This is a genomic window from Butyrivibrio proteoclasticus (assembly GCF_900115735.1).
GTDB classification, from domain to species: Bacteria; Bacillota; Clostridia; order Lachnospirales; family Lachnospiraceae; genus Butyrivibrio; species Butyrivibrio proteoclasticus_B.
This window is the reverse complement of record NZ_FOXO01000002.1, coordinates 243,851-264,000: the sequence shown is the minus strand read 5'-3', so window position 1 is coordinate 264,000 and position 20,150 is coordinate 243,851. Positions and strand designations below refer to the sequence as shown.

At 35.8% G+C, this 20,150-nt stretch carries 21 protein-coding genes; 1 reads left to right on the top strand and 20 read right to left on the bottom strand.

The genetic code is table 11. The features are described from left to right. Positions 1-160: 160 nt before the first annotated feature. The 3 genes from BM146_RS02400 to BM146_RS18980 all read right to left on the bottom strand — a co-directional run bounded on the left by BM146_RS02400 (position 161) and on the right by BM146_RS18980 (position 3,521). A complete protein-coding gene (locus BM146_RS02400; RefSeq protein WP_074883789.1) occupies positions 161-1,282 on the bottom strand; it encodes a D-alanyl-D-alanine carboxypeptidase family protein in 1,122 nt (373 codons plus the stop codon). A gap of 180 nt (positions 1,283-1,462) precedes the next feature. Next, positions 1,463-2,989, bottom strand: coding sequence for a DHH family phosphoesterase (locus BM146_RS02395; protein ID WP_074883786.1), 1,527 nt, complete (start codon positions 2,987-2,989; stop codon positions 1,463-1,465). A 112-nt stretch (positions 2,990-3,101) separates the two neighbouring features. After that, complete coding sequence (locus BM146_RS18980) at positions 3,102-3,521, bottom strand: LysM peptidoglycan-binding domain-containing protein (RefSeq protein WP_022774012.1); 420 nt, start codon at positions 3,519-3,521, stop codon at positions 3,102-3,104. Between the two features lie 206 nt (positions 3,522-3,727). Between BM146_RS18980 and lexA the strand changes: the two genes are divergently transcribed. Next, the gene (lexA, locus tag BM146_RS02385; protein WP_022774010.1) at positions 3,728-4,348 is read left to right on the top strand and encodes a transcriptional repressor LexA; all 621 of its coding nucleotides are present in this window, start codon (positions 3,728-3,730) and stop codon (positions 4,346-4,348) included. A gap of 172 nt (positions 4,349-4,520) precedes the next feature. Here the strand turns inward: lexA and BM146_RS02380 are convergent, their stop codons facing one another. The 17 genes from BM146_RS02380 to hisZ form a co-directional block, all read right to left on the bottom strand. Continuing rightward, positions 4,521-6,563 carry a methyl-accepting chemotaxis protein gene (locus BM146_RS02380; protein WP_074883783.1) on the bottom strand — a complete coding sequence of 681 codons (2,043 nt, stop codon included), beginning with the start codon at positions 6,561-6,563 and terminating at the stop codon, positions 4,521-4,523. 344 nt (positions 6,564-6,907) lie between these two features. Next, positions 6,908-7,267: a ribosome silencing factor gene (rsfS, locus tag BM146_RS02375; RefSeq protein ID WP_074883780.1), complete on the bottom strand. Its 360-nt coding sequence runs from the start codon at positions 7,265-7,267 to the stop codon at positions 6,908-6,910. Positions 7,268-7,279: 12 nt separating this feature from the next. Continuing rightward, positions 7,280-7,861: a bis(5'-nucleosyl)-tetraphosphatase (symmetrical) YqeK gene (gene yqeK, locus BM146_RS02370; protein ID WP_074883777.1), complete on the bottom strand. Its 582-nt coding sequence runs from the start codon at positions 7,859-7,861 to the stop codon at positions 7,280-7,282. Beyond that, complete coding sequence (nadD, locus tag BM146_RS02365) at positions 7,858-8,466, bottom strand: nicotinate-nucleotide adenylyltransferase (RefSeq protein WP_074883774.1); 609 nt, start codon at positions 8,464-8,466, stop codon at positions 7,858-7,860. The genes yqeK and nadD overlap by 4 nt, the downstream gene beginning before the upstream one ends. A gap of 27 nt (positions 8,467-8,493) precedes the next feature. After that, positions 8,494-8,802 carry a ribosome assembly RNA-binding protein YhbY gene (gene yhbY, locus BM146_RS02360; RefSeq protein ID WP_074883771.1) on the bottom strand — a complete coding sequence of 103 codons (309 nt, stop codon included), beginning with the start codon at positions 8,800-8,802 and terminating at the stop codon, positions 8,494-8,496. Continuing rightward, positions 8,802-10,142 carry a GTPase ObgE gene (obgE, locus tag BM146_RS02355; RefSeq protein ID WP_074883768.1) on the bottom strand — a complete coding sequence of 447 codons (1,341 nt, stop codon included), beginning with the start codon at positions 10,140-10,142 and terminating at the stop codon, positions 8,802-8,804. The genes yhbY and obgE overlap by 1 nt, the downstream gene beginning before the upstream one ends. A 161-nt stretch (positions 10,143-10,303) precedes the next feature. Beyond that, the gene (gene rpmA / locus BM146_RS02350; RefSeq protein WP_022774002.1) at positions 10,304-10,591 is read right to left on the bottom strand and encodes a 50S ribosomal protein L27; all 288 of its coding nucleotides are present in this window, start codon (positions 10,589-10,591) and stop codon (positions 10,304-10,306) included. A 3-nt stretch (positions 10,592-10,594) separates the two neighbouring features. Then, positions 10,595-10,924 (bottom strand): ribosomal-processing cysteine protease Prp, encoded by a 330-nt coding sequence (locus tag BM146_RS02345; protein ID WP_074883765.1) that lies wholly within the window; start codon positions 10,922-10,924, stop codon positions 10,595-10,597. A gap of 20 nt (positions 10,925-10,944) precedes the next feature. Further along, positions 10,945-11,253, bottom strand: a complete 309-nt coding sequence (gene rplU / locus BM146_RS02340; RefSeq protein WP_022773999.1) for a 50S ribosomal protein L21 — start codon at positions 11,251-11,253, stop codon at positions 10,945-10,947. Positions 11,254-11,338: 85 nt separating this feature from the next. Next, positions 11,339-12,532 carry a ribonuclease E/G gene (locus BM146_RS02335; protein ID WP_074883763.1) on the bottom strand — a complete coding sequence of 398 codons (1,194 nt, stop codon included), beginning with the start codon at positions 12,530-12,532 and terminating at the stop codon, positions 11,339-11,341. Next, positions 12,525-13,253, bottom strand: a complete 729-nt coding sequence (locus tag BM146_RS02330; RefSeq protein WP_074883760.1) for a TIGR03936 family radical SAM-associated protein — start codon at positions 13,251-13,253, stop codon at positions 12,525-12,527. Before BM146_RS02330 ends, BM146_RS02335 begins: the two co-directional genes overlap by 8 nt. Then, positions 13,250-15,124 carry a TIGR03960 family B12-binding radical SAM protein gene (locus tag BM146_RS02325; protein WP_074883757.1) on the bottom strand — a complete coding sequence of 625 codons (1,875 nt, stop codon included), beginning with the start codon at positions 15,122-15,124 and terminating at the stop codon, positions 13,250-13,252. Before BM146_RS02325 ends, BM146_RS02330 begins: the two co-directional genes overlap by 4 nt. A gap of 9 nt (positions 15,125-15,133) precedes the next feature. Beyond that, positions 15,134-16,351, bottom strand: a complete 1,218-nt coding sequence (hisIE, locus tag BM146_RS02320; protein WP_074883755.1) for a bifunctional phosphoribosyl-AMP cyclohydrolase/phosphoribosyl-ATP diphosphatase HisIE — start codon at positions 16,349-16,351, stop codon at positions 15,134-15,136. Position 16,352: 1 nt separating this feature from the next. Further along, positions 16,353-16,943 (bottom strand): imidazoleglycerol-phosphate dehydratase HisB, encoded by a 591-nt coding sequence (gene hisB, locus BM146_RS02315; RefSeq protein WP_074883751.1) that lies wholly within the window; start codon positions 16,941-16,943, stop codon positions 16,353-16,355. A gap of 92 nt (positions 16,944-17,035) precedes the next feature. Next, on the bottom strand, positions 17,036-18,334 hold the full coding sequence (gene hisD / locus BM146_RS02310; RefSeq protein ID WP_074883748.1) for a histidinol dehydrogenase: 1,299 nt from the start codon (positions 18,332-18,334) through the stop codon (positions 17,036-17,038). A 3-nt stretch (positions 18,335-18,337) separates the two neighbouring features. After that, on the bottom strand, positions 18,338-18,973 hold the full coding sequence (gene hisG, locus BM146_RS02305; protein ID WP_074883744.1) for an ATP phosphoribosyltransferase: 636 nt from the start codon (positions 18,971-18,973) through the stop codon (positions 18,338-18,340). An 11-nt stretch (positions 18,974-18,984) separates the two neighbouring features. Then, entirely contained in the window at positions 18,985-20,094 is a 1,110-nt protein-coding gene (hisZ, locus tag BM146_RS02300; protein ID WP_074883741.1) for an ATP phosphoribosyltransferase regulatory subunit, read from the bottom strand. Positions 20,095-20,150 lie beyond the last annotated feature (56 nt).

Genomic DNA, 20,150 nt, shown 5'->3' with positions numbered 1-20,150 from the left:
TATTTGAGTCTTGATTGCAAACTTCTCCTATTGCTATATTATCATTTTAACGACGCTATTAATATGAAATTTTAGTAAATGATAAATAAAAACGGGGCTGTAGCACTAATGATGATTTAATTGATGTGATTTAATCATCTATAGCTACAGTCCCTTTCTTTTAACTTGTATATGTTTGATAGATATCTACCTGATCATAAATGCATCTCCATGAACTCCATGCATCAGCAGTCACGCAGATATAGTGAGTGCCATCATTAGAAATCATGTAGCTTGCACCACAGCAACCGGACTGATTGACAAATCCAGTCTTTGCGCCCATTATTTCGCCATGAATGTCTTTATCTTCTATCCTTCTCATGAACCAGTTAGATATAGTGATTCCCTCAGGATGTTCAGAAGTTGGCGATGTTGTATAGGTTCTTGCATTTAATACTTCATGACACAGGTCATTTTCTTCAGCGGCTTTGAGGATCATTGCCATATCTGTAAGTGTACAGTAATGATTCTCGTCATATATACCAATACAATTAGTAAAATGAGCTGTATCTGATAGACCAAGTTCTTCAAGTTTCTCATTCATTAGCTCAACAAAAGCTTCCTGAGATCCTGCCACATATTCTGCAAGCATCATAGCTGCATCCGCACCTGATGGAAGTATGGTTCCATACATCATGTCTTTTACAGTCTGTACATCGCCGACTTTTAGGCCTACAGCACTACAATCCTTACTAAAGACATAGTTACCTATTTCCTGGGTCATTGTATATGTTCCGTCAAGGGAATCGATATGTTCTGCAGCAACCAAAATAGTTAGTATTTTAGTCATAGAAGCCGGATTAATCCTAACATTTCCATCCTTTGATGCAACGGCTTTTCCTGTATCCAGATTTACCAGAACACCATAAGAGCTTTGAACTTCCTCACTTGATATATAAGCTGTGTCTGAATCAATATCAACATTATATCCGTCAAAAAAAGAATCAGCATCTTCTGAGACTTTCAAATATGGATTCTCTTCTTCTATTTCTACATCTTCAACGACTGTGTCTACAATTGTCAGCTCTGTAGTGGCTGCATCCTGCGCTACTTCTGTATTTTCAACAGGTTTATGCTTGAGCTTATATACTAGAAAACAAATGCCAGAAGTTACAAGACCAAGTATTAAAACTAAAGAAGCAATATGAAAATATATTTCAAGTTTTCTTCTTTTTTTATATTGAGAAGCGCTCATTCTTTGGCCATCTCTGGTTCGGTAATGTGCTTTTCTGTAATTCCCCATTTTAACTCCCAAAAACAGATTGGTTTGACTGCTAATTCTTTGAATTAATTATTCAAAATAGTAGCTTTTAAATATTAACATTATTTACTTTGCTACTTCAATGTAAAAAAATAACAAAAAAATACACCGATATTTTTACCAGCTGAAATACCGATGTATTGTAGACGTCATAAAGATTTTTCATTTCACAGAAATGTATGTCTTTTTGAATTGGCTCTTATCAATAATAAAGATATTATGCTTATCATCTTCACTTATAGCAATATAATCGCCCTTTTGGCCGAGCATATATTTTTCATTATCCCAACAGGTAAATAATTTTGTCATTTTCGTGAGTTTTTTTGCTCTTATATTCATTTTGTCGGTTGATATAAATGGTTTAACATAATCCATTAAATTATATGTTTTTCCGGTATCAGCAATTTTTATTGTAGGATTATAATCAGTAACCAGTTTGAATTTTTTTCTTGTTTTTGTATAACTGCTAAGAAAATTGTCATTTGTTATGGGAACAACATCACCATTTTCAGTAATAACTAGCATTGTCTTATTTTTTATTTCAATATTCTTATCCCCTGATAGGGTTCTTATGATAGCCATAGAACCCGGAGCCACAAATTCTTTTGGATCAATTACACCAACCACAAGATTTAAAGAGCTATATTTTCTCATTCTTTTATGATCAAGCGACGCTTTTTTTGCATAGATAATATCACAATCATCAAAGTATGTATTAAGACGTTCTTTGATTATATTTGATATAGAATACCTTGCTGCTATATCTTCTATTTCAACATACTCGGGATACTGCTTTTTTATCAGTTCATTTTTTAATAGACCGCCGGCCTTTTCAACATGGCCACCACCGGAACCTATTTTATTTGCAAGGAAAGAAGCCAGTTCATCTGCTCTTGTTTCCTTAGAACAGCTCCTAACAGAAAACTTTACGCCAAATGATAAGATACTGTAAACTATGCAAACATCAACAGAATCTATAGCAATGATAAAATCACCTATAAGCCCTAAAATATTAGGATCACAAGGATCGCTTTTCAAGATGGCATATTTTCCCTTTTCATGATATTCAATGCCAAGCATCGCAACACCAGCAACCTTTGCCTCATGAAGCGTAAGATTCATGTTTTTAAGCTTTAAAATAAGGCTCTTGTCATAGTCCAGACTTTCAATCATGTCTCGATCCAAAGGATGAGATATTTCAGAAAATGCGTTGGTATCTGAGTACAGACCATAATAAAGGGCTGTATTTATCTTTTTATCAAAAAAGTCTTCCTCTTCCTCAAGCTTAAGAAGATACCATATAGCAGTGCAACAACTACCAAGATTACTTCTTACTTCATTAAGCTTTGGCAGTGTGGTTGATACCTGATGATGATCGATTACCGCTACGTTTTTTGCTGAAAATTTATGAACATTGCCCTCACCATACTGGCAATCAGCCATAAGAAGAAGCTCAGGCTTTGAACTAAGCTTTGTAACATATTCAATTGGAATATGGAGTCTTTCTATCAGATATACAAGATTACTCTTAGAAATTTCAAAATTACCTGAATAAATAAATCTTACATTTTTTCCTTTATCTGAAAAATATCTATAAAGAACATATCCTGAACAGATAGCATCTGCATCAGGATTGTCATGGCACTGAATAACTATTGAATTATAGCAAAGTAAACTTGATAATTTCATAAAGCCCCCAATGAGTATATATTACACTATTGGAGGTTTTATGTAAAAAGAAAAATGTAAATGCGTTATAAATATCATTTGATATTGTTGATTTTAATTTTTTATTTCGCAATCATTTATATTCTGTTGAATAGTATGGAATAATAAGCTGTTCTCCTGCCATCACCAGAGACGTATCGCCAAGACCGTTGATATCTTCTATTTCACTGATATATTGATCAAGATTTTTATATTTGTCTGAGTCAAAATATCTAACAGCAATATCACTGATAGTATCCCCGGTATGAACTGTTATAGTCTTATAATACTTGTACTCAGGAACAAAAGTGTCTGACTGAGCATCTGATAATAATGAAAAAGTAAAGAAGAAAAATGCAAATATCATTGCAGAAATTACTGTTATAAGGGTAATATACTGTCTTCGAACGATCTTAGCTCTGCGCTTTTTATTTTCTCTGATTCGTACTTCACTTGGACTAAAAAATCTTGAATCATTATAAAGACTTGCTGCAGCCATCATTGCTTCACTCATTTTACACCTCACATACATAACCCAAACACTACCAACACTACTAACCATTCTCACTACGAACACTTGTTACGAACAATTGTTCTAAATACATAGTAGCAACCAAACATTTGTTTGTCAACAAAAATCGAACAAATTTTCCGAACAAACATTTGCTTTTGTATATGAAGTTTGTTATACTAAATCTAGAAAAAATTTGGGAGGTCCACATGGTTAAAGGGAATATTTCAAAGAAACAGCAGGAAATACTGGATTATATTAAAGAGCAAACTCTTTCAAGAGGCTTTCCACCTTCAGTAAGAGATATCTGCGCAGCAGTTAATCTTAAGTCTACTTCTTCTGTTCACTCTCATTTGGAAACACTTGAAAAAAATGGATATATCAGAAGGGATCCTACAAAGCCTCGTGCAATTGAGATCTGCGATGATGGTTTTAACATGGTCAGAACTGAGATTGTCAGCATTCCCGTTATAGGTCAGGTAGCTGCAGGTGCTCCAATTCTTGCAGAGGAGAATATTGATTCATACATCCCTATTCCTGCAAGTATGTGTCCTAAGGGATCAGATGCTTTTATTTTAAATGTTAAGGGTGATTCAATGATCAATGCCGGCATTTTTAATGGTGACCAGGTATTTGTTCAGGTTTGCAATACAGCTAAAAACGGTGATCAGGTTGTTGCTCTCATCGATGATTCTGCAACAGTCAAGACCTTCTACAAAGAGAATGGACACATTCGTCTTCAGCCTGAAAACGACACAATGGATCCCATCATAGTAGATGACTGCACTATCCTCGGCAAAGTCTTCGGAATAATGCGCTTCTACAAATAACCATACATTATATTTTTTTTGACGATTATCACAAATATCAGAGCCGGAACAATAAAGGGAATGTTCCGGCTCTGTTCTTATGATATACAGAAAAACATCCTGTATAGAGGTAAATTAATAGTAACATTTTATCAGTGAAATTATTATTAAATCACGATTAATTTTGCATTTCTTATCGTATGGTAAATCTGCTTAGCTGCTCATTTATGGATATAGCTGAATCAGATACAGAATTTGCAACATTCTCAACACCCTTTGATTCATCAGCAATCTCCTGAGCACTTACTGCCAAATTGGCTACAGTAGCTGTTATTTCTTCAGAACTAGCTGACTGTTGCTCAGATATAGCAGCAACACTTGATGCTATGTCATTTACATTTGCCATCATTCCAATCATGTTGCGCATTGTGTCTGCTGTACTATTGAGCTCCTGATTGATCTTACTAAAGCTATCTCCAGCTTTTGAAACTGCTCCGCTACTATTGGTAATAGCCTCCATATTTGCCTGAGATTTCTCGGCAAGATCTTTAATAAGATTTGTGATCTCTGCGATAATATTGCTGATTTCTTTAGCAGCTTCCTGGCTGTTTTGAGCAAGTTTACCGATTTCATCAGCAACAACAGCAAAGCCTTTTCCGGCTTCTCCGGCTCTTGCAGCTTCAATACTTGCATTAAGTGACAGAAGGTTTGTCTGTTCAGAAATAGAATCAATCATCCCTACTATTTCAGTAATCTTATCTGCAGAATCTCCTACTGTAGAAACCACATCATTCATATCACTCATGGAAGATGTTATTACTTCCATATTCTTCTGAACATTGCTCATATCATTCTGTCCAACTTCAGCCTGATCTACAAGACTTAGCATTATCTCATTTGTCTTATTTCCATTATCGGTTAATTCTGCAACTGACTGTGCAAGCATAGTTGCATTATTAGCAAGTTCTCCTACTGCATTTGAAATATCATCCATTGTTGTCTGGATTTGTTCCATCGATCTAGACTGCTCATTAGCTCCTTCAGTCATCTTACTTGAAGCATCCTTTGAAGAGTTTGAGTCAAATTGTAGTTGTTCCGCTCTCTCCTGTATATTAGAAATTGTATCATTCATTACTTGAACATAATTTTCCATTTCTTTGCTGATAAGACCAATTTCATCACCTTTATCTTGAGGCATCTGCGTAGTAAAATCCCCTGATGAAATTTTAAGTATACTATTAGAAAGACTATTAACAGGCTTAGTAATAACTCTGCTTATTGTAATCAAAATAATAACTGTGATTATGAAAATCAATGCAATCATTGCAACCATTGCAATAATCATAAATCTGTTGGATGATGCCAAAACATCATTTACAGGAACAGAAGAAACCATATTCCAACTTGTACCCTGAATATTATAGTAGCAAACATAATATTCAATTCCGCTTAACGGATTTTTTATTTTTGTAACCGCAGTACTACCGGAATCAATATATGCTTTAACGCTAGATAGAAAAGCATTTCCTGATTCAGATATTTTTTTACCATTTAAATCCTGATTAACATAGCTGATAATGTAATCCCCGGCAAGTATCATAGAATTACCTGTTTTCATGGGAGTATATTTTGATGCTTCATTCTGAATATCACCAAGGAAAACGTCAACAGCACAAACTCCTTCCATTCCATTATAAAAACTGTTCTGTCTTACAAAAGAGACACAAAGCTGCCCGGTAGATGAATCAACATAAGGGTCAGATTCAATAAATGTCTCATGTCCTTGTGCAAGTTTATACCAATCTCTTTGTGTAGGCTTCCAGTCAGGAGCCTGTATGGTATGATTGGCAAAAATATAAGTATCATCCTCAAAACCAATGTAAATTCCTGTATTGTTAATGATTGTGTAATTTGTAGAGGGCTCAATATATTTTAGAATTGCTTCCTTATCTTCAAAAGGAACCTGTTCCATGGTATCACAATATTGACCAAATTTTGCCAACAGCATTCTGAATCCGGTTCCTATATTGTAAGCATTAGTCTGTGTTTCAGCCTGAAGATCCATAAGAGATACATCTTCAATTGTAGCTTTAGCATTGAATGATAGAATAAGAATAATTGCAACTACTCCAATGATAATCACAGGCAGTAAAGACATCAATAATGTTTTTCCAATACTTTTTTTTACACTCGAATTGTTTTTTCCATTATTTCCAATAGTTGTAGCTGTTCCCATTTTTACCCTCCATTTATAAATGTATTAATAAACATTATTGTACGTAGATTCATATACAAATATATTTTACATGTATATATATAAATAATAAATTTATTCATAATTAAACTTTTGTTAAACTTGCGTAAAAAATCCAAAAGTGCCCATAACTTTGGATAGATCGATTTAGTATGAGCAATAGAGACAGTTAAGATAAAATTAAAGCCTTGTTTTCTGTTTTGAATAATCATGAAAGAAAACAAGGCGCATAATTTTATATTTACTGTGTCTTTGCGAATACTCCGAGATCTATACGAAGTTATAGGCACTTTTGGATTTTATGCCACTCGCGAAAAAGTATATTTTTAGAGAGTGGAAGAATCGATGAGTTTACCATCGCGCCAGATGCGCTCAAGGTCGTAGAAAAGGCGGTTCTCACTGTCGAATACGTGAACAATAATGTCGCCAAAATCGAGAAGAATCCACTTTCCGGATTCGTATCCTTCTACGTTCTTGGTATCAAAACCCGCTCTTCCAAGAACTTCCTGAACATTGTCTGCAAGTGCCTGTACCTGATTGATGTTTGTACCACTGGCAATAATGAAGTAGTCTGCAAGAGTTGAGATCTCACTTATATCTATTACGTGAACATCCTCTCCCTTTCTGTCTTCGAGAGCTTCAACAGCCATTTTTGCCATATTTTTTGAAATTTCAATATCTGCCATAATTACCTCTGATCATTTGTAATATTTTTTATAGTAGTGATATGCATTTAAAGTGGCATCATCACACTCTTTGCCTATTGTTTTAAGATATATAACAGAATTATGAAGAATATGAGCAAGACATCTGTCTAAATCTGTAAATGCCTCTTTCCTGATGATATCCATATCTTCCAGTGGTTTTCTGTTTGGTTCAATAAAATCGGCAATATAGATGATTTTTTCAAGTAGTGACATATCTTCTCTGCCGGTAGTATGCCATCTAATTGCATTTAGGATTTCTGTATCATAAACATCATATTTTGTTCTTGCAAGATACATACCTACTTTGGCGTGTAATAGAGAATGATTTTTTCGCTCAACTTCTGTTATGTCTATCTTATTTTTCTCGCATATTTTAATCTGTTCTTCATGAGACATACATTTTGCACAATCGTGAAGCATACCTGCAATCAGGGCTTTATCAACATCAGCTCCATGGATAAATGCCATATTGGCTGCTGTATATGCAACACCAAGAGTATGATCAAATCTATCCGGTTTTAATTCCTTGGAAAGTTCTTTTCTTAATTTCTGAGTTATTTCAATCGTCTTCATTTGTATAATCCTTTTATACATAGGAATTCAATAACTTCATCAGGAACCATATATCTTATAGATCTGCCGGTTCTAACTCTATTTCTTATTTCTGTTGCTGAAATGTCTATTCTGTTGAATTTAAGAAGTCTTATATCGGCACCGAACATATCACCAAGTTCTTTACGCTTTTTATCTAAAGCAGCCAGGTCATCATCTTCTCTGACAGCAGCAAGTATCGTACATGACTGAAGAAGTTCTTTGGCCATATACCAGTTATCGATACCGATAACAGAATCGCCACCAAGGATGAGAAATAGCTCATCCCCAGGATACATCAGTTTTAATTCCTGTATGGTGTTATACGTATAAGTACCACCAGCTTTATCAATTTCTATTCTTGAACAGGTAAAATAGGGGTTATCCTTTATTGCCATTTTTACCATCTGATAACGGTTCTCACCGCTTGCGACCTCAGTTCTGTTTGGCAAATGAGCAAGATTATTTGGAATAAAGATAACTCTGTCCAGCCCAAATTGCTCTCTTGCTGACTCGCCTAAAAGCAAGTGCGCATTGTGAATGGGATCAAAAGTACCACCAAGTATTCCGATTTTTCTGCTTTCCATAAATAACCTCCGACAAGTTTAGAAATATTAAGCTTTCTTGTTTTTAGGAAGTATGATCTTTGGATTGTCTTTAAAAGGCTTGTATAATACGAACTTTCTGCCAATAACCTGAACAAGTTCAGATCTTGTTCTCTCTGAGATCATAATAGCAACATTACTAACTTCTTCTGTACAGTTTTTAAGTACAGTAACCTTTATCAGTTCATGAGTATTAAAGGTTTCAGCAATTGCATCTGTTATTTCAGGAGTAACTGTTGCTTTTCCGATCTGAAAAACAGGATCGAGATCTGCTGCAAGGCTTTTTAAATAAGCTCTTTGTTTACTTGTTAATGTCATTATTCTTCATCCTCATCTTCAGATACCGGCTGAGTATCTGCATTTCTATAATATTCAAAACTATAACCATACATTCTTACAGTATCGCCTTCACCGATATGGAGCTTCTCAAGTTCATCAAGAATTCCATTATCTGCAAGAAACTTCTGGAAGAAAGCAAAGCCTTTCTCAGACTCAAGGTTCGTATAACCAAGCATCTTTTCAATCTTAGGTCCCTCGATAACATATTCTGCAGTATCTTTATCATAAGATACTGTGAATGCATCCTCAGCATCTCTTATCATTGTTTCAGGGAAGAATTCCTGCTCAAAGACAACAGATTTTTCAGGAAGCTCAGAAAGGGTTCTACTTACATAGTATAACAGTTCCTGAATTCCTTTTCCAGTTAGGGTTGAAGTGGCAAACACTTTAACACCAAGAGGCTCGTACTTTTCACGAATTTTATTGATTATCTCTGCCTGTTCTCCATCAGGAAGCATATCTATCTTATTTGCAGCGATAACCTGTGGCTTATTTGTTATATCTGCATTATAGTTTTTAAGCTCTTCATTTATAGCTTCTATATCCTCGATAGGGTCTCTGCCTTCAGTTGATGCTGCATCTACAACATGAATCATCATTCTTGTTCTCTCAATATGACGGAGAAACTCATGTCCAAGGCCGGCACCTTCTGAAGCACCTTCAATAAGTCCTGGAATATCCGCAACCACAAAACCTCTTGCATCATTAAGATCAACAACACCAAGCATTGGTGAAAGTGTTGTGAAATGATAATTCGCAATTTTAGGCTTTGCATTTGATACCTTGGACAAAAATGTTGATTTACCAACATTTGGAAAGCCAACAAGTCCAACGTCTGCAATTACCTTAAGCTCAAGAAGCACTTCAAGTGAAAGAGCAGGCTGTCCCGGCTGAGCATACTTAGGCGCCTGCATTGTTGAAGTAGCATAATGCATGTTTCCATTGCCACCTTTTCCGCCCCTTAGAACAACAACCTCTCTGTTTTCAAGACTCATATCAGCGATAACTTTTCCTGAAGCTGCTTCTTTTATTACTGTTCCTTCCGGAACCTTTATATAAAGATCCTGACCATTTTTACCATGGCATCGTCTCTTATTTCCATCCTGACCATTCTCTGCCTTATACTTTCCACCATAATGGAAATCGGCAAGAGTGTTAATTCCCTCATCAATGACAAAGATAACGTCTCCGCCTTTGCCACCGTCACCGCCATCAGGGCCACCATTTGGTACATATTTTTCTCTTCTAAAAGAGATATGCCCGTCACCGCCCTTACCACTCTGTATAAAGATTTTGGCTTTATCTACAAATACTGGCATTAATCTAACTCCTTAAAAGGTAAACAAGCTCAACTAAGCTCGTCAAAACCTCGCCAAGTTGACTTGTATGGTTCGCACTATGTTCGAAAAAACCTCACTTAGTGCTCTACTCAAAAAGAAGGCTCCAAACATAAATTTGTTTGAAGCCCGTTTAAGCAAAATTACTTATTCTCTACAGGATGAACGCTAGCCTGCTTTTTATCTCTGCCCTTGCGCTCAAATCTAAGAACACCATCAACAAGTGCATATAATGTATCATCGCTACCGATTCCTACATTTACACCAGGATGAATGTGTGTTCCACGCTGTCTGTATAAAATATTACCGGCCTTTACGAATTGTCCGTCAGCTCTTTTTGCTCCAAGTCTCTTTGACTCTGAGTCTCTACCGTTCTTAGTAGATCCAACACCCTTCTTGTGAGCAAAAAATTGAAGGTTCATATTCATCATGACTTATTCCCTCCTAAATTTAATGTTCAGAAATTTCTTTCCATACTGTTGGAATATGCTGTCTACACCAAGTTCAAAAGATCTTAATAATAAATCAGAATCATTACTTGGTTCATCCTTAAAACTAAGCCTTATAAGTCCTTTGTCTTCATCCTGAACAACGCTTATCTCATCTTCAGTAAAATTATCAATTGAATTGATAAGGTTGATTGTCAAAACAGAAACTGCAGCGCATACAATATCGTTGCCATAATCAGCAAAACCTGCATGACCTTTGCATTCGATCGATTTGTATTTATCGCTTGACGTCTTGGTTATTGTAATAGTAGTCATATTATTCCAATTTTTAATAATTACATAGAGATTTTTTCAATCTTAACAAGTGTGAATGGCTGTCTGTGACCATTTTTCTTATGGTATCCAGTCTTTCTCTTGTACTTGTAAACAACAACCTTTTTACCACGGCCCTGCTCAACAACTGTAGCGCTGACTTTAGCACCGCTAACATCGCCAGCAACCTTAAGAGTCTTGTCATCGTTTACTGCAATAACATTATCAAATGTTACTTCTTTTCCGGGCTCTACATCAAGCTTCTCTACTCTGATTTCATCGCCCTCGGAAACTTTGTACTGCTTTCCACCAGTTACAATAATTGCGTACATAAGTTACCTCCTTCTTCAAAAAAACTCGCTAACTTTGGCGGGGATAAACCCACTTCTGCCTAGTTATGCGGCATACCATAATATATTAACATTGATGTTTACTAATGTCAACAGCTTTTTCAACATCAAGTAATAATTCTTTTAATGATTTATCGTTTTTATTTCTTGTTAATTCCATTATCCCAAGACCTGTAACATCGATAAACTCTGTATGTATATAATCCTGGCGTGCAAGCCTTTTCACAAGTTCAATAAGTTCATGGTAATCTTCATCGTCTTTCATATTGATGAAATCAATAAGGATCATGCCCGAAAGATTTCGAAGTCTTATCTGTCTCATTATTTCCTGTGCCGCTTCAATATTTACTTTTTTGGATATATCTTTTTTTCCTGAAATTGCTTTTCCTGTATTAACGTCAATTGCATTGAAGCTTTCAAGCTGCTCAATTATAAGGTAAGCGCCACTTTTCAACCATACCTTATTACTTCTTAATTCTTGTACTTTTGAATTTATTCCATGTATTCCTGTATCATTAACAATAACCGGATCTGTGATTCCTCTTGTCTTAAGAAAAGCCTTTGCTTTATCAATAAAAGGAACTGTCATATCTTCATTTTCAGCATAAAGTGACTGTTCTTTTGAATATAAAAGACTTCCGTTTGTTCTGCACATACCCAAAGAGAGAATTTGAGACATTAGTTTTATACATTCAGAAGCATCATCTAATATTGCTTTATTCTTATCACCATCAATATCGGCCGCATTTGTCCTGATAATAATTCCAAAAGAAGTATCATAAAATGCCTCAGAACTGTCAAAAGATAATCTGTTAAAATCTTCCTTCACATCATCAATAAGAGTTTTTCTTATTTTGTCGTCGAGCTTTAAAGATGCTCCGACGCCTTTTCTTCCAAGGGTTAAGACAGAGTACTTTCCTGCCAAAGATAAATAGGTAGTTAGTTTTGGCTTTTTTGTTTTTATTTTTTCAACCTCAACCTGAACTATTACTTCATCGCCGGCTTTTACTGAATCCGTAGCTCCAAGCTTTCTGTTAATAACGCAGACAGGGAGGATACTCTTTAAAGGCAGATATCCAATCTCATCATCTTTATATCTTACAAAAGCTGCATCAATATTTTTTACGATATGATCAACTCTTCCAAGATAAATATTATGAAGCTCTCTCTGCCTTATGAATTCCAAGAATTCCAGTTTATTATCTATAAATGCTGTAACAAGCGGAGTATCAAGATACTTTGAAATAACAATTTCAGCCATTTAAATAAAACCTCTCTGAACTGTCAGTTACGATAAAAGGTTCAATATACTTCTCATTATCTTTTTCAACAAGCTTGTAGATGTCAATTCTATGAAGTGAGAGCATTGATACTGAAAACTCTCTATCCATGCTCTTGAAAAATCCCTCGAATAAAAGAGCCGGTTTCAATGTGGTTGCACTGCTCATACTTAGAAGAAGCATAACTTCCTGCTTTTGAGTATCAAACTTATAATCGAATATCATAGGCTTCATATCGATTTCTTTAAAACCGCTTTTTGTCTTTTTCATTGCAGGAAGCGTATCTTTTGAAAGATATTTTTCAAATTCCGAAATCCAATCAAAATCAGGTTTTGAAGTTTCTCTGAATTTAGCGATATATCTTGCTGCATAGACGTCAGTCATGGCCTTAACTGAAGTCTCATCGAGTTCTTCTACAGCTATGATTTTAATTCCCTCATTCATAACAGCATTTAATCTGTCCATAACATCTGTTACTGAAACCATGCTGTTAACTGTCATATCAAGATACTCGCCGTCGCTTGTAACGCCAACGCTAAGGGGCTGAGCAAAAGAAAGAAGCTGGTGAGGACTAAAGCCCTCAGAATACTTTATATCAATTTCAGCTCTTCTTATAGCTTTTTGGAAGTATCTCATTACATCCAGATGTCCTACAAATTTAATAGGACCATGCTTGGTGAATTTTACACGTAATTTATTCATGATCGACCCTCCGTGCAAACACCTACACCGTAAGATGCAGCTCCGCAGCCAAGGCAGGAAAGTCTGCAGTTAGATGAAGGTTTATTTTCAAGGGCAGTTTTCCATTCACGTAAAAGAAAAGCCTTTGAAACTCCACAGTTTAAGATATCCCAAGGGAAAATTTCATCTTCTGCACGTTCTCTTGTAGTGTAGAAAAATGGATCAATATTGCACTCATCAAAGACTTCCATCCAAGTATCAAATTTGAAGTATTCACCCCATGCATCGAAAACACAGCCTTTTTTATATGCTTTCAAGATTACTTCGTTAAGCCTTCTGTCGCCTCTTGCAAGCACGCCTTCCATCATACTTGCATCAGCTTCATGCCAGTTATATTTGATATGTTTCTGGTTAAGCTGAGACATGATACCTTTTCTTGTCTTATTTGCCTTATCAAGGAATTCTTCCTTTGTATTCATTGGCGCCCACTGGAAAGGTGTAAATGGCTTTGGAACAAAGAATGATGTACTTGCTACGATATCAATTGTTCTTCCATTTCTGTTTTCTTTTGGAACTGTCTCAAAATACTCTACAGCGACTTTATTACAGATGTCACCTATTCCCAGAATATCTTCATCGGTTTCTGTTGGAAGTCCCAACATGAAATAAAGTTTAACCTTATTCCAACCGCCAAGAAATGCCTCGTGAGATCCTCTTAATATATCTTCCTCAGTAAGACCTTTATTTATAACATTACGCATCCTCTGTGTTCCTGCTTCAGGCGCAAATGTAAGACTGCTTTTTTTAACATCCTGAACTTTACTCATTACATCAAGAGAGAACGCATCAATTCTTAAAGACGGAAGTGATATATTAACTTTCTTTTCGTTACAGTATTTAATCAAAAAGTCTATGAGTTCAGGGAGCTTTGAATAATCACTTGAACTTAAGGAACTTAGAGAAATTTCTTCATACCCTGTATTCCTTAATGCTTCAAGAGCAAGTTCTTTTAAATGATCAACATCTTTTTCACGAAGAGGTTTATAAAGCTGACCGGCCTGACAGAATCTGCAGCCTCTTATACATCCACGCATGATCTCTAGTACTACTCTGTCCTGCGTTATCTTAATGTATGGAACAACAGGCTTAGTAGGATAGAACTGATTTGAAACATCGAGACACATCTCTTTGTTTATCTGTACAGGTACGTCTTCATAACAAGGCGTCATTGAAAGAATTGTTCCATCTTCCTTGTATTTGACATCATAAAGAGAAGGCACATAAATACCGGAAATATGAGAACATCTTCTCAAGAATTCCTGACGTGATATACCCTCTTTTCTTGACTTCTTATAGAGGTCAAAGATCTCTCTGTATTTTGTTTCGCCTTCACCTATATAGAACATATCAAAGAAATCCGTAATAGGCTCCGGATTATAAGTACATGGACCACCGCCAATCACTATAGGATAGTCCCAGTCTCTGTTTTTTGCGAGGAGAGGAATCTTTGACAGATCCAGTATCTGTAAAATATTTGTGTAACACATTTCATACTGGATAGTAAATCCAAGAAAATCAAATTTTCTGATCTCATCCTGTGATTCCAACGCAAAAAGAGGAATGTCCTTTTCCCTGAAGACTTTGTCAGCGTCTACCCATGGAGAATAGACTCTTTCACACCATACATCTTCATAGGAATTAAACATTCCATAAAGAATTTGAATTCCAAGATGAGACATGCCAATCTCGTAAACATCAGGGAAGCACATTGCAAACCTGATATCAACAGCATTTTTGTCTTTATAAACGCTGTTAACTTCATTGCCTATGTATCTCTCAGGCTTTTCAAGATCAAGCAAAGTCTCATCGTTTAGAGCTAAGTTTTCGTTCATACCTTTTCCTTATCTTCTTGACAACTCGTCAGTTATATCCTCCCAGCTGACATTTTTTTCAGCCATGAGGACCATCATATGATACAGGAAATCAGACATTTCGTAAACTATTTCATTATCATTTGGATTTTTTGCTGCAATTACTATCTCTGTGGCCTCCTCGCCAACTTTTTTAAGAATCTTATCAATACCCTTATCAAAAAGATAATTCGTATAAGAGCCCTCTCTTGGATTGATTTTTCTGTCTTTTATTACGTCAAATACTTCATTCAGGACTTTTTGAGGATTCTTTTTATCATAATCAGTCTTGGCTATTTCATTGAAAAAGCATGAATAGCTTCCTGTGTGGCAGGCTGCACCGATCTGCTTAACGCTTGCAAGAAGCGTATCCTTGTCACAGTCAGCATACAAAGCCTTAACAAACTGATAATGTGAACTTGTTTCTCCTTTAATCCATAACTCATTTCGATTACGGCTAAAATATGTCATTTTTCCTGTCTCGAGAGTTTTATTATAAGCTTCTTCGTTCATATATGCCAGCATAAGAACCTGATCAGTCTTATAATCCTGAACAATTACAGGAACCATGCCATCAGAGTTCTTTTTAAGATCATCCCACAAAAGAGCTCCTTTAAGGGCAAAAAGCTCAAAATTTTCATTTGTCACAGCTTTTTTATATTCATCAAGGCTCTTTTCATAATCATCAATGACATAGGATATTGTAAAGTCTATGTCTGATGAAGCCAGATCATTTATTGAATCCGGAAAATATATTAGTTCAGTTGTATATTTTTCAATGAGCTCTTTATTAGCTTTAGTCTGCACATTATCAGAGAATATTGCATACAATTTCTCTTTGCCAAATTTCTCTGAACTTTCAGAAAGACTTTCAACTTCGCTCTGCTCGGAAAGATTTATGGCAACCTTTGTACATCCTGCATAAAGAAGTTTTTTTACATCTTCCATACGCTTGATATTTCCGGCGCCTATCACATTTCCATCAGCTTTTTTACATATTGCTTTGACTATATCAAGGGCCTTTTCATGGGCTTCATCGCCCATCCCTCTTGAAAGGTCATACAGAAAAATGGTATTGACGCCCTTCTCGTTATAAACACTTACAAGATCAAGTGGATCGCCAAATAATACAGTTTTATCTGATACGCCTTTTACGGCTTTTTCATCATAAAGGTAAATACATGGTATAAGCTTCCTTATCTTTGACATATTATAAAGCTCCTTTTGTGCTTAGAACGTCAGTTATTCTTGGATCTACTGTTGTCGCAGTATCTACAGCCTTTGCAAATGCCTTAAATATAGCTTCAATCTTATGATGGTCATTACTACCGGTTAAAACTCTTAAATGAATATTCATCATTGCTGAATACGAAACTGCGTAAAAAAACTCATTTACAAGCTGTGTATCGAAATCTCCAACCATTGGAGCAGTAAATGCTGCATCCATAGCCAAATATGGTCTTCCACAAAGGTCAACAGCAGCTAAAACAAGGGACTCATCCATTGGAAGTATTTCGCTTCCATAACGTCTGATACCTTTTTTATCTCCGAGAGCCTGTAAAAGAGCCTGACCAAGGGCAATTCCTGTATCTTCCACGGTATGATGGCCATCAACATCAAGATCGCCCTTAACCTTTACCTCCAAATCAAAGAGACCATGTTTAGCAAAAGCTTTCAGCATATGATCAAAAAAACCTATCCCGGTTTCTATTTTTGCCTCACCCGTTCCGTCAATGTTTAGTTTTATGCTGATATCAGTTTCTTTTGTTTTCCTTATAACACTTGCAATTCTTTCTCCCATAACTTGTAGCTCCCTAAATACCGTTAACAAAATATTGTTATTTAATTATAAACAATTTATTAATCTTGCATTTTACACTTATTTTAGAAAGTTTACTTGCAATTTTCGAACCTTACTGCAATCGAATTTGCATGTGCTGTAAGGCCTTCCTTTTTGGCAAAAAGCTCAATGCCATTGTGAACTTTATATAATCCTTCTTTTGAGTAAGAAATGATGCTTGTCTTTTTAATAAAATCATCAACAGATAATGGGGAGAAAAATCTTGCAGTTCTGTTTGTAGGTAAAATGTGATTAGGACCTGCAAAATAGTCTCCAAGCGGTTCTGATGAGTATTCCCCAAGAAAAATAGCACCCGCATTTTTAATCTTTGTCATAGTTTCAAATGGATTCTTTGTAATTATTTCAAGGTGCTCGGATGCAACAGCGTTTGCAGCGTCAATTGCATCATCCATATTATCTGCAACAAAGATATAGCCATAGTTTTCTAAAGATTTTTTGATTATTTCAGATCTGGATAGTGTTTTTAAAAACTCATCAATTTCCTTTGATACTTTATCTGCTATATTCTGAGATGTTGTGATAAGTATGCTGCTTGCAAGCTCATCATGCTCGGCCTGCGATAAAAGATCTGCTGCAACATATCTTGGATTTGCAGTCTCATCTGTCAATACAAGAATCTCACTTGGACCTGCGATTGAATCAATGGAAACATGGCCAAAACATGCTTTTTTTGCAAGCGCTACAAATATATTACCCGGTCCTGTTATTTTATCTACCTTTGGGACTGAATCTGTTCCAAAAGCCATAGCTGCGATAGCCTGTGCACCGCCAACCTTATATATTTCATTAACACCTGCTATATCAGCTGCAACAAGGGTACCGGCATTCACTTTACCATCCTTTGAAGGCGGAGTGCACATTACGATTCTTTCAACTCCGGCAACTTTAGCAGGTACTACATTCATTAGAACGCTTGATGGATAAGCAGCTTTTCCGCCCGGGACATATACGCCGGAAATCTCAATCGGAAGAATTCTCTGACCAAGAATACTTCCGTCTTCTTTTGTATCAATCCATGTATTTCGCTTTTGCTTTTCATGAAAAACTCTAATATTTTCAGCGCTTTTTTTCATGACTTCAACAAAATCATCTGAAAGCTCTTTATAAGCTTCCTCTATTTCTTGTCTTGTAACATTGATTGTTTCTTTGTTTACATCAAATTTATCAAACTTAAGTGTGTAGTCAAAAAGAGCTTTATCGCCATTTTCTCTTACATTACTGATAATCTCATTTACTGTATTTTCGTATTCTGTGTAACTTCCCGGATTTCTTTTTAACAGATTTCCTAAAAGCTCATCCTTTGTTTCTTTGGTAAGTTTTACTGTGCGCATATATCAGAGATTCTCCTTTATATCATTTATAAGTTTCCTGATTCTGTCGGTTTCCATCTGCATGCTAACCTGATTGACAATCATTCTTGCTGATAAAGGGCATATTTCTTCAAGTACTTCAAGTCCATTTTCTCTAAGAGTTGAGCCTGTCTCAACGATATCAACTATGACGTCACTAAGATTAACAATCGGCCCCAACTCCACAGAACCATTGAGTTTTATAATATCAACAGTCTGATGTTTTTGATTAAAGAAATAGTCTTTGGCGATCTCAGGGTATTTGCTTGCTACTCTTATCAGTTCCCTGTGTTCAAGGAGCTTTTTGGCTTCTGCAGGTCCGCATACACACATCCTGCATTTTCCAAAGCCAAGATCAAGTACTTCGTAAACTCTTCTCTTTTCTTCCATGATGGTATCTGCGCCAACGATACCTATATCAGCAGCACCATATTCTACGTAAGTTGGCACATCAGGACCTTTTGCCAAAAAGAATTTTAGTTTTAATTCTTCATTCGTAAAAATAAGTTTTCTTGTTTTTTTATCCAAGATTTCATCACAGGTAATACCGCATTTATTCAGTATTTCCATTGTGCTGTCTACAAGTCTTCCCTTCCCAAGGGCAAATGTCAAATATCTCATAATGCCTCCATTTATTCATGCAAAAGACAAACATTTTTGCCCTGCTGTCTAAGATCTGTTGCTTTTTTTAGAGCATCATCAAAATTATTCTCGTTATAAGTAACTGATATTGCAGATGCTTCATGTTCAAATTCTATGCCCTGTCTTTTACAAGCAGAAATAAGATCGTCAAGTATGATCACAAATCCGATGGCAGGTGCCTCTTTTCCGTATTTTCCAAGAAGATTATCATATCGTCCGCCTTTTGCTATAGCATCCGGAGCACCATATGTGTAAGCACTAAATATCACACCTGTATAGTAGTTAAATTTGCTAAGTACACTAAGGTCAAAAGAAATATATTTCTGAACTCCATAGCTTGTAAGAACTTTATAGAGTTTTTTAAGCCTCTGTACAGCATTCAGTGACATTTCGTTATTGGCGATGTTTTCTGCCTTCTCAAGAGCATCATCAGAGCCAATAAATTCTGATACTTTAAGAATCTGATCGATATATTTTGAATCTATATTGCGTTCATTCATAAGACTCTCAGCTGCAAAATAGTTCTTTGAAGTAATCTGTTCTCTGATAGCTTCTTCAGTTTCCCGATCAATACCAGCCTCTATACAAAGCCCCTTATAAAATCCTGCATCACCGACACTTATTTGAAAATCACTAAGTCCGGCGCTCTTAAGGCAGGTCACTAAAAGAGCTATCATCTCAGCATCAGCCATTACAGAATCATCATTCATAAGCTCTACACCGATGTTGTAATTCTCTTTTAATTTTCCCTGCAGATTAGAAGTATTCAAGAAAGTCTTGCCCTCATAACAAACTCTTACAGGAGTACCATTTTCAAGAAGTACTTTTGAGGCACATCTCGCTATAGAAGGCGTAAAGTCGGGACGAAGTACAAGTGTATTTCCTTCTTTATCAAAAAACTTATAGAGCTCTTTTGCATCATTATTATTTATCTCTTCAGCAAATACATCAAAGTATTCAAATGTAGGCGTATCAATGTCATGATACCCAAAGCTCTTCATCTTACTATGAATTTTCTCAGCAATTATTATCTTGTCACTACATTCTTCACCATAGATATCTCTTACCCCATCAGGAGTATGTAACAAAACTTTGCTCATAATTCTTCTCACTTTTGTGTGGTGCAGTGCTAATCTATTAGCATGCTAATATAGTA

What these genes read in the sequence shown, in the direction of transcription:
- BM146_RS02400 (WP_074883789.1), bottom strand. Translation starts at nt 1,282, where the DNA reads ATGGGGAATTACAGAAAAGCACATTACCGAACCAGAGATGGCCAAAGA.
- BM146_RS02395 (WP_074883786.1), bottom strand. Translation starts at nt 2,989, where the DNA reads ATGAAATTATCAAGTTTACTTTGCTATAATTCAATAGTTATTCAGTGC.
- BM146_RS18980 (WP_022774012.1), bottom strand. Translation starts at nt 3,521, where the DNA reads ATGAGTGAAGCAATGATGGCTGCAGCAAGTCTTTATAATGATTCAAGA.
- lexA (WP_022774010.1), top strand. Translation starts at nt 3,728, where the DNA reads ATGGTTAAAGGGAATATTTCAAAGAAACAGCAGGAAATACTGGATTAT.
- BM146_RS02380 (WP_074883783.1), bottom strand. Translation starts at nt 6,563, where the DNA reads ATGGGAACAGCTACAACTATTGGAAATAATGGAAAAAACAATTCGAGT.
- rsfS (WP_074883780.1), bottom strand. Translation starts at nt 7,267, where the DNA reads ATGGCAGATATTGAAATTTCAAAAAATATGGCAAAAATGGCTGTTGAA.
- yqeK (WP_074883777.1), bottom strand. Translation starts at nt 7,861, where the DNA reads ATGAAGACGATTGAAATAACTCAGAAATTAAGAAAAGAACTTTCCAAG.
- nadD (WP_074883774.1), bottom strand. Translation starts at nt 8,466, where the DNA reads ATGGAAAGCAGAAAAATCGGAATACTTGGTGGTACTTTTGATCCCATT.
- yhbY (WP_074883771.1), bottom strand. Translation starts at nt 8,802, where the DNA reads ATGACATTAACAAGTAAACAAAGAGCTTATTTAAAAAGCCTTGCAGCA.
- obgE (WP_074883768.1), bottom strand. Translation starts at nt 10,142, where the DNA reads ATGCCAGTATTTGTAGATAAAGCCAAAATCTTTATACAGAGTGGTAAG.
- rpmA (WP_022774002.1), bottom strand. Translation starts at nt 10,591, where the DNA reads ATGATGAATATGAACCTTCAATTTTTTGCTCACAAGAAGGGTGTTGGA.
- BM146_RS02345 (WP_074883765.1), bottom strand. Translation starts at nt 10,924, where the DNA reads ATGACTACTATTACAATAACCAAGACGTCAAGCGATAAATACAAATCG.
- rplU (WP_022773999.1), bottom strand. Translation starts at nt 11,253, where the DNA reads ATGTACGCAATTATTGTAACTGGTGGAAAGCAGTACAAAGTTTCCGAG.
- BM146_RS02335 (WP_074883763.1), bottom strand. Translation starts at nt 12,532, where the DNA reads ATGGCTGAAATTGTTATTTCAAAGTATCTTGATACTCCGCTTGTTACA.
- BM146_RS02330 (WP_074883760.1), bottom strand. Translation starts at nt 13,253, where the DNA reads ATGAATAAATTACGTGTAAAATTCACCAAGCATGGTCCTATTAAATTT.
- BM146_RS02325 (WP_074883757.1), bottom strand. Translation starts at nt 15,124, where the DNA reads ATGAACGAAAACTTAGCTCTAAACGATGAGACTTTGCTTGATCTTGAA.
- hisIE (WP_074883755.1), bottom strand. Translation starts at nt 16,351, where the DNA reads ATGTCAAAGATAAGGAAGCTTATACCATGTATTTACCTTTATGATGAA.
- hisB (WP_074883751.1), bottom strand. Translation starts at nt 16,943, where the DNA reads ATGGGAGAAAGAATTGCAAGTGTTATAAGGAAAACAAAAGAAACTGAT.
- hisD (WP_074883748.1), bottom strand. Translation starts at nt 18,334, where the DNA reads ATGCGCACAGTAAAACTTACCAAAGAAACAAAGGATGAGCTTTTAGGA.
- hisG (WP_074883744.1), bottom strand. Translation starts at nt 18,973, where the DNA reads ATGAGATATTTGACATTTGCCCTTGGGAAGGGAAGACTTGTAGACAGC.
- hisZ (WP_074883741.1), bottom strand. Translation starts at nt 20,094, where the DNA reads ATGAGCAAAGTTTTGTTACATACTCCTGATGGGGTAAGAGATATCTAT.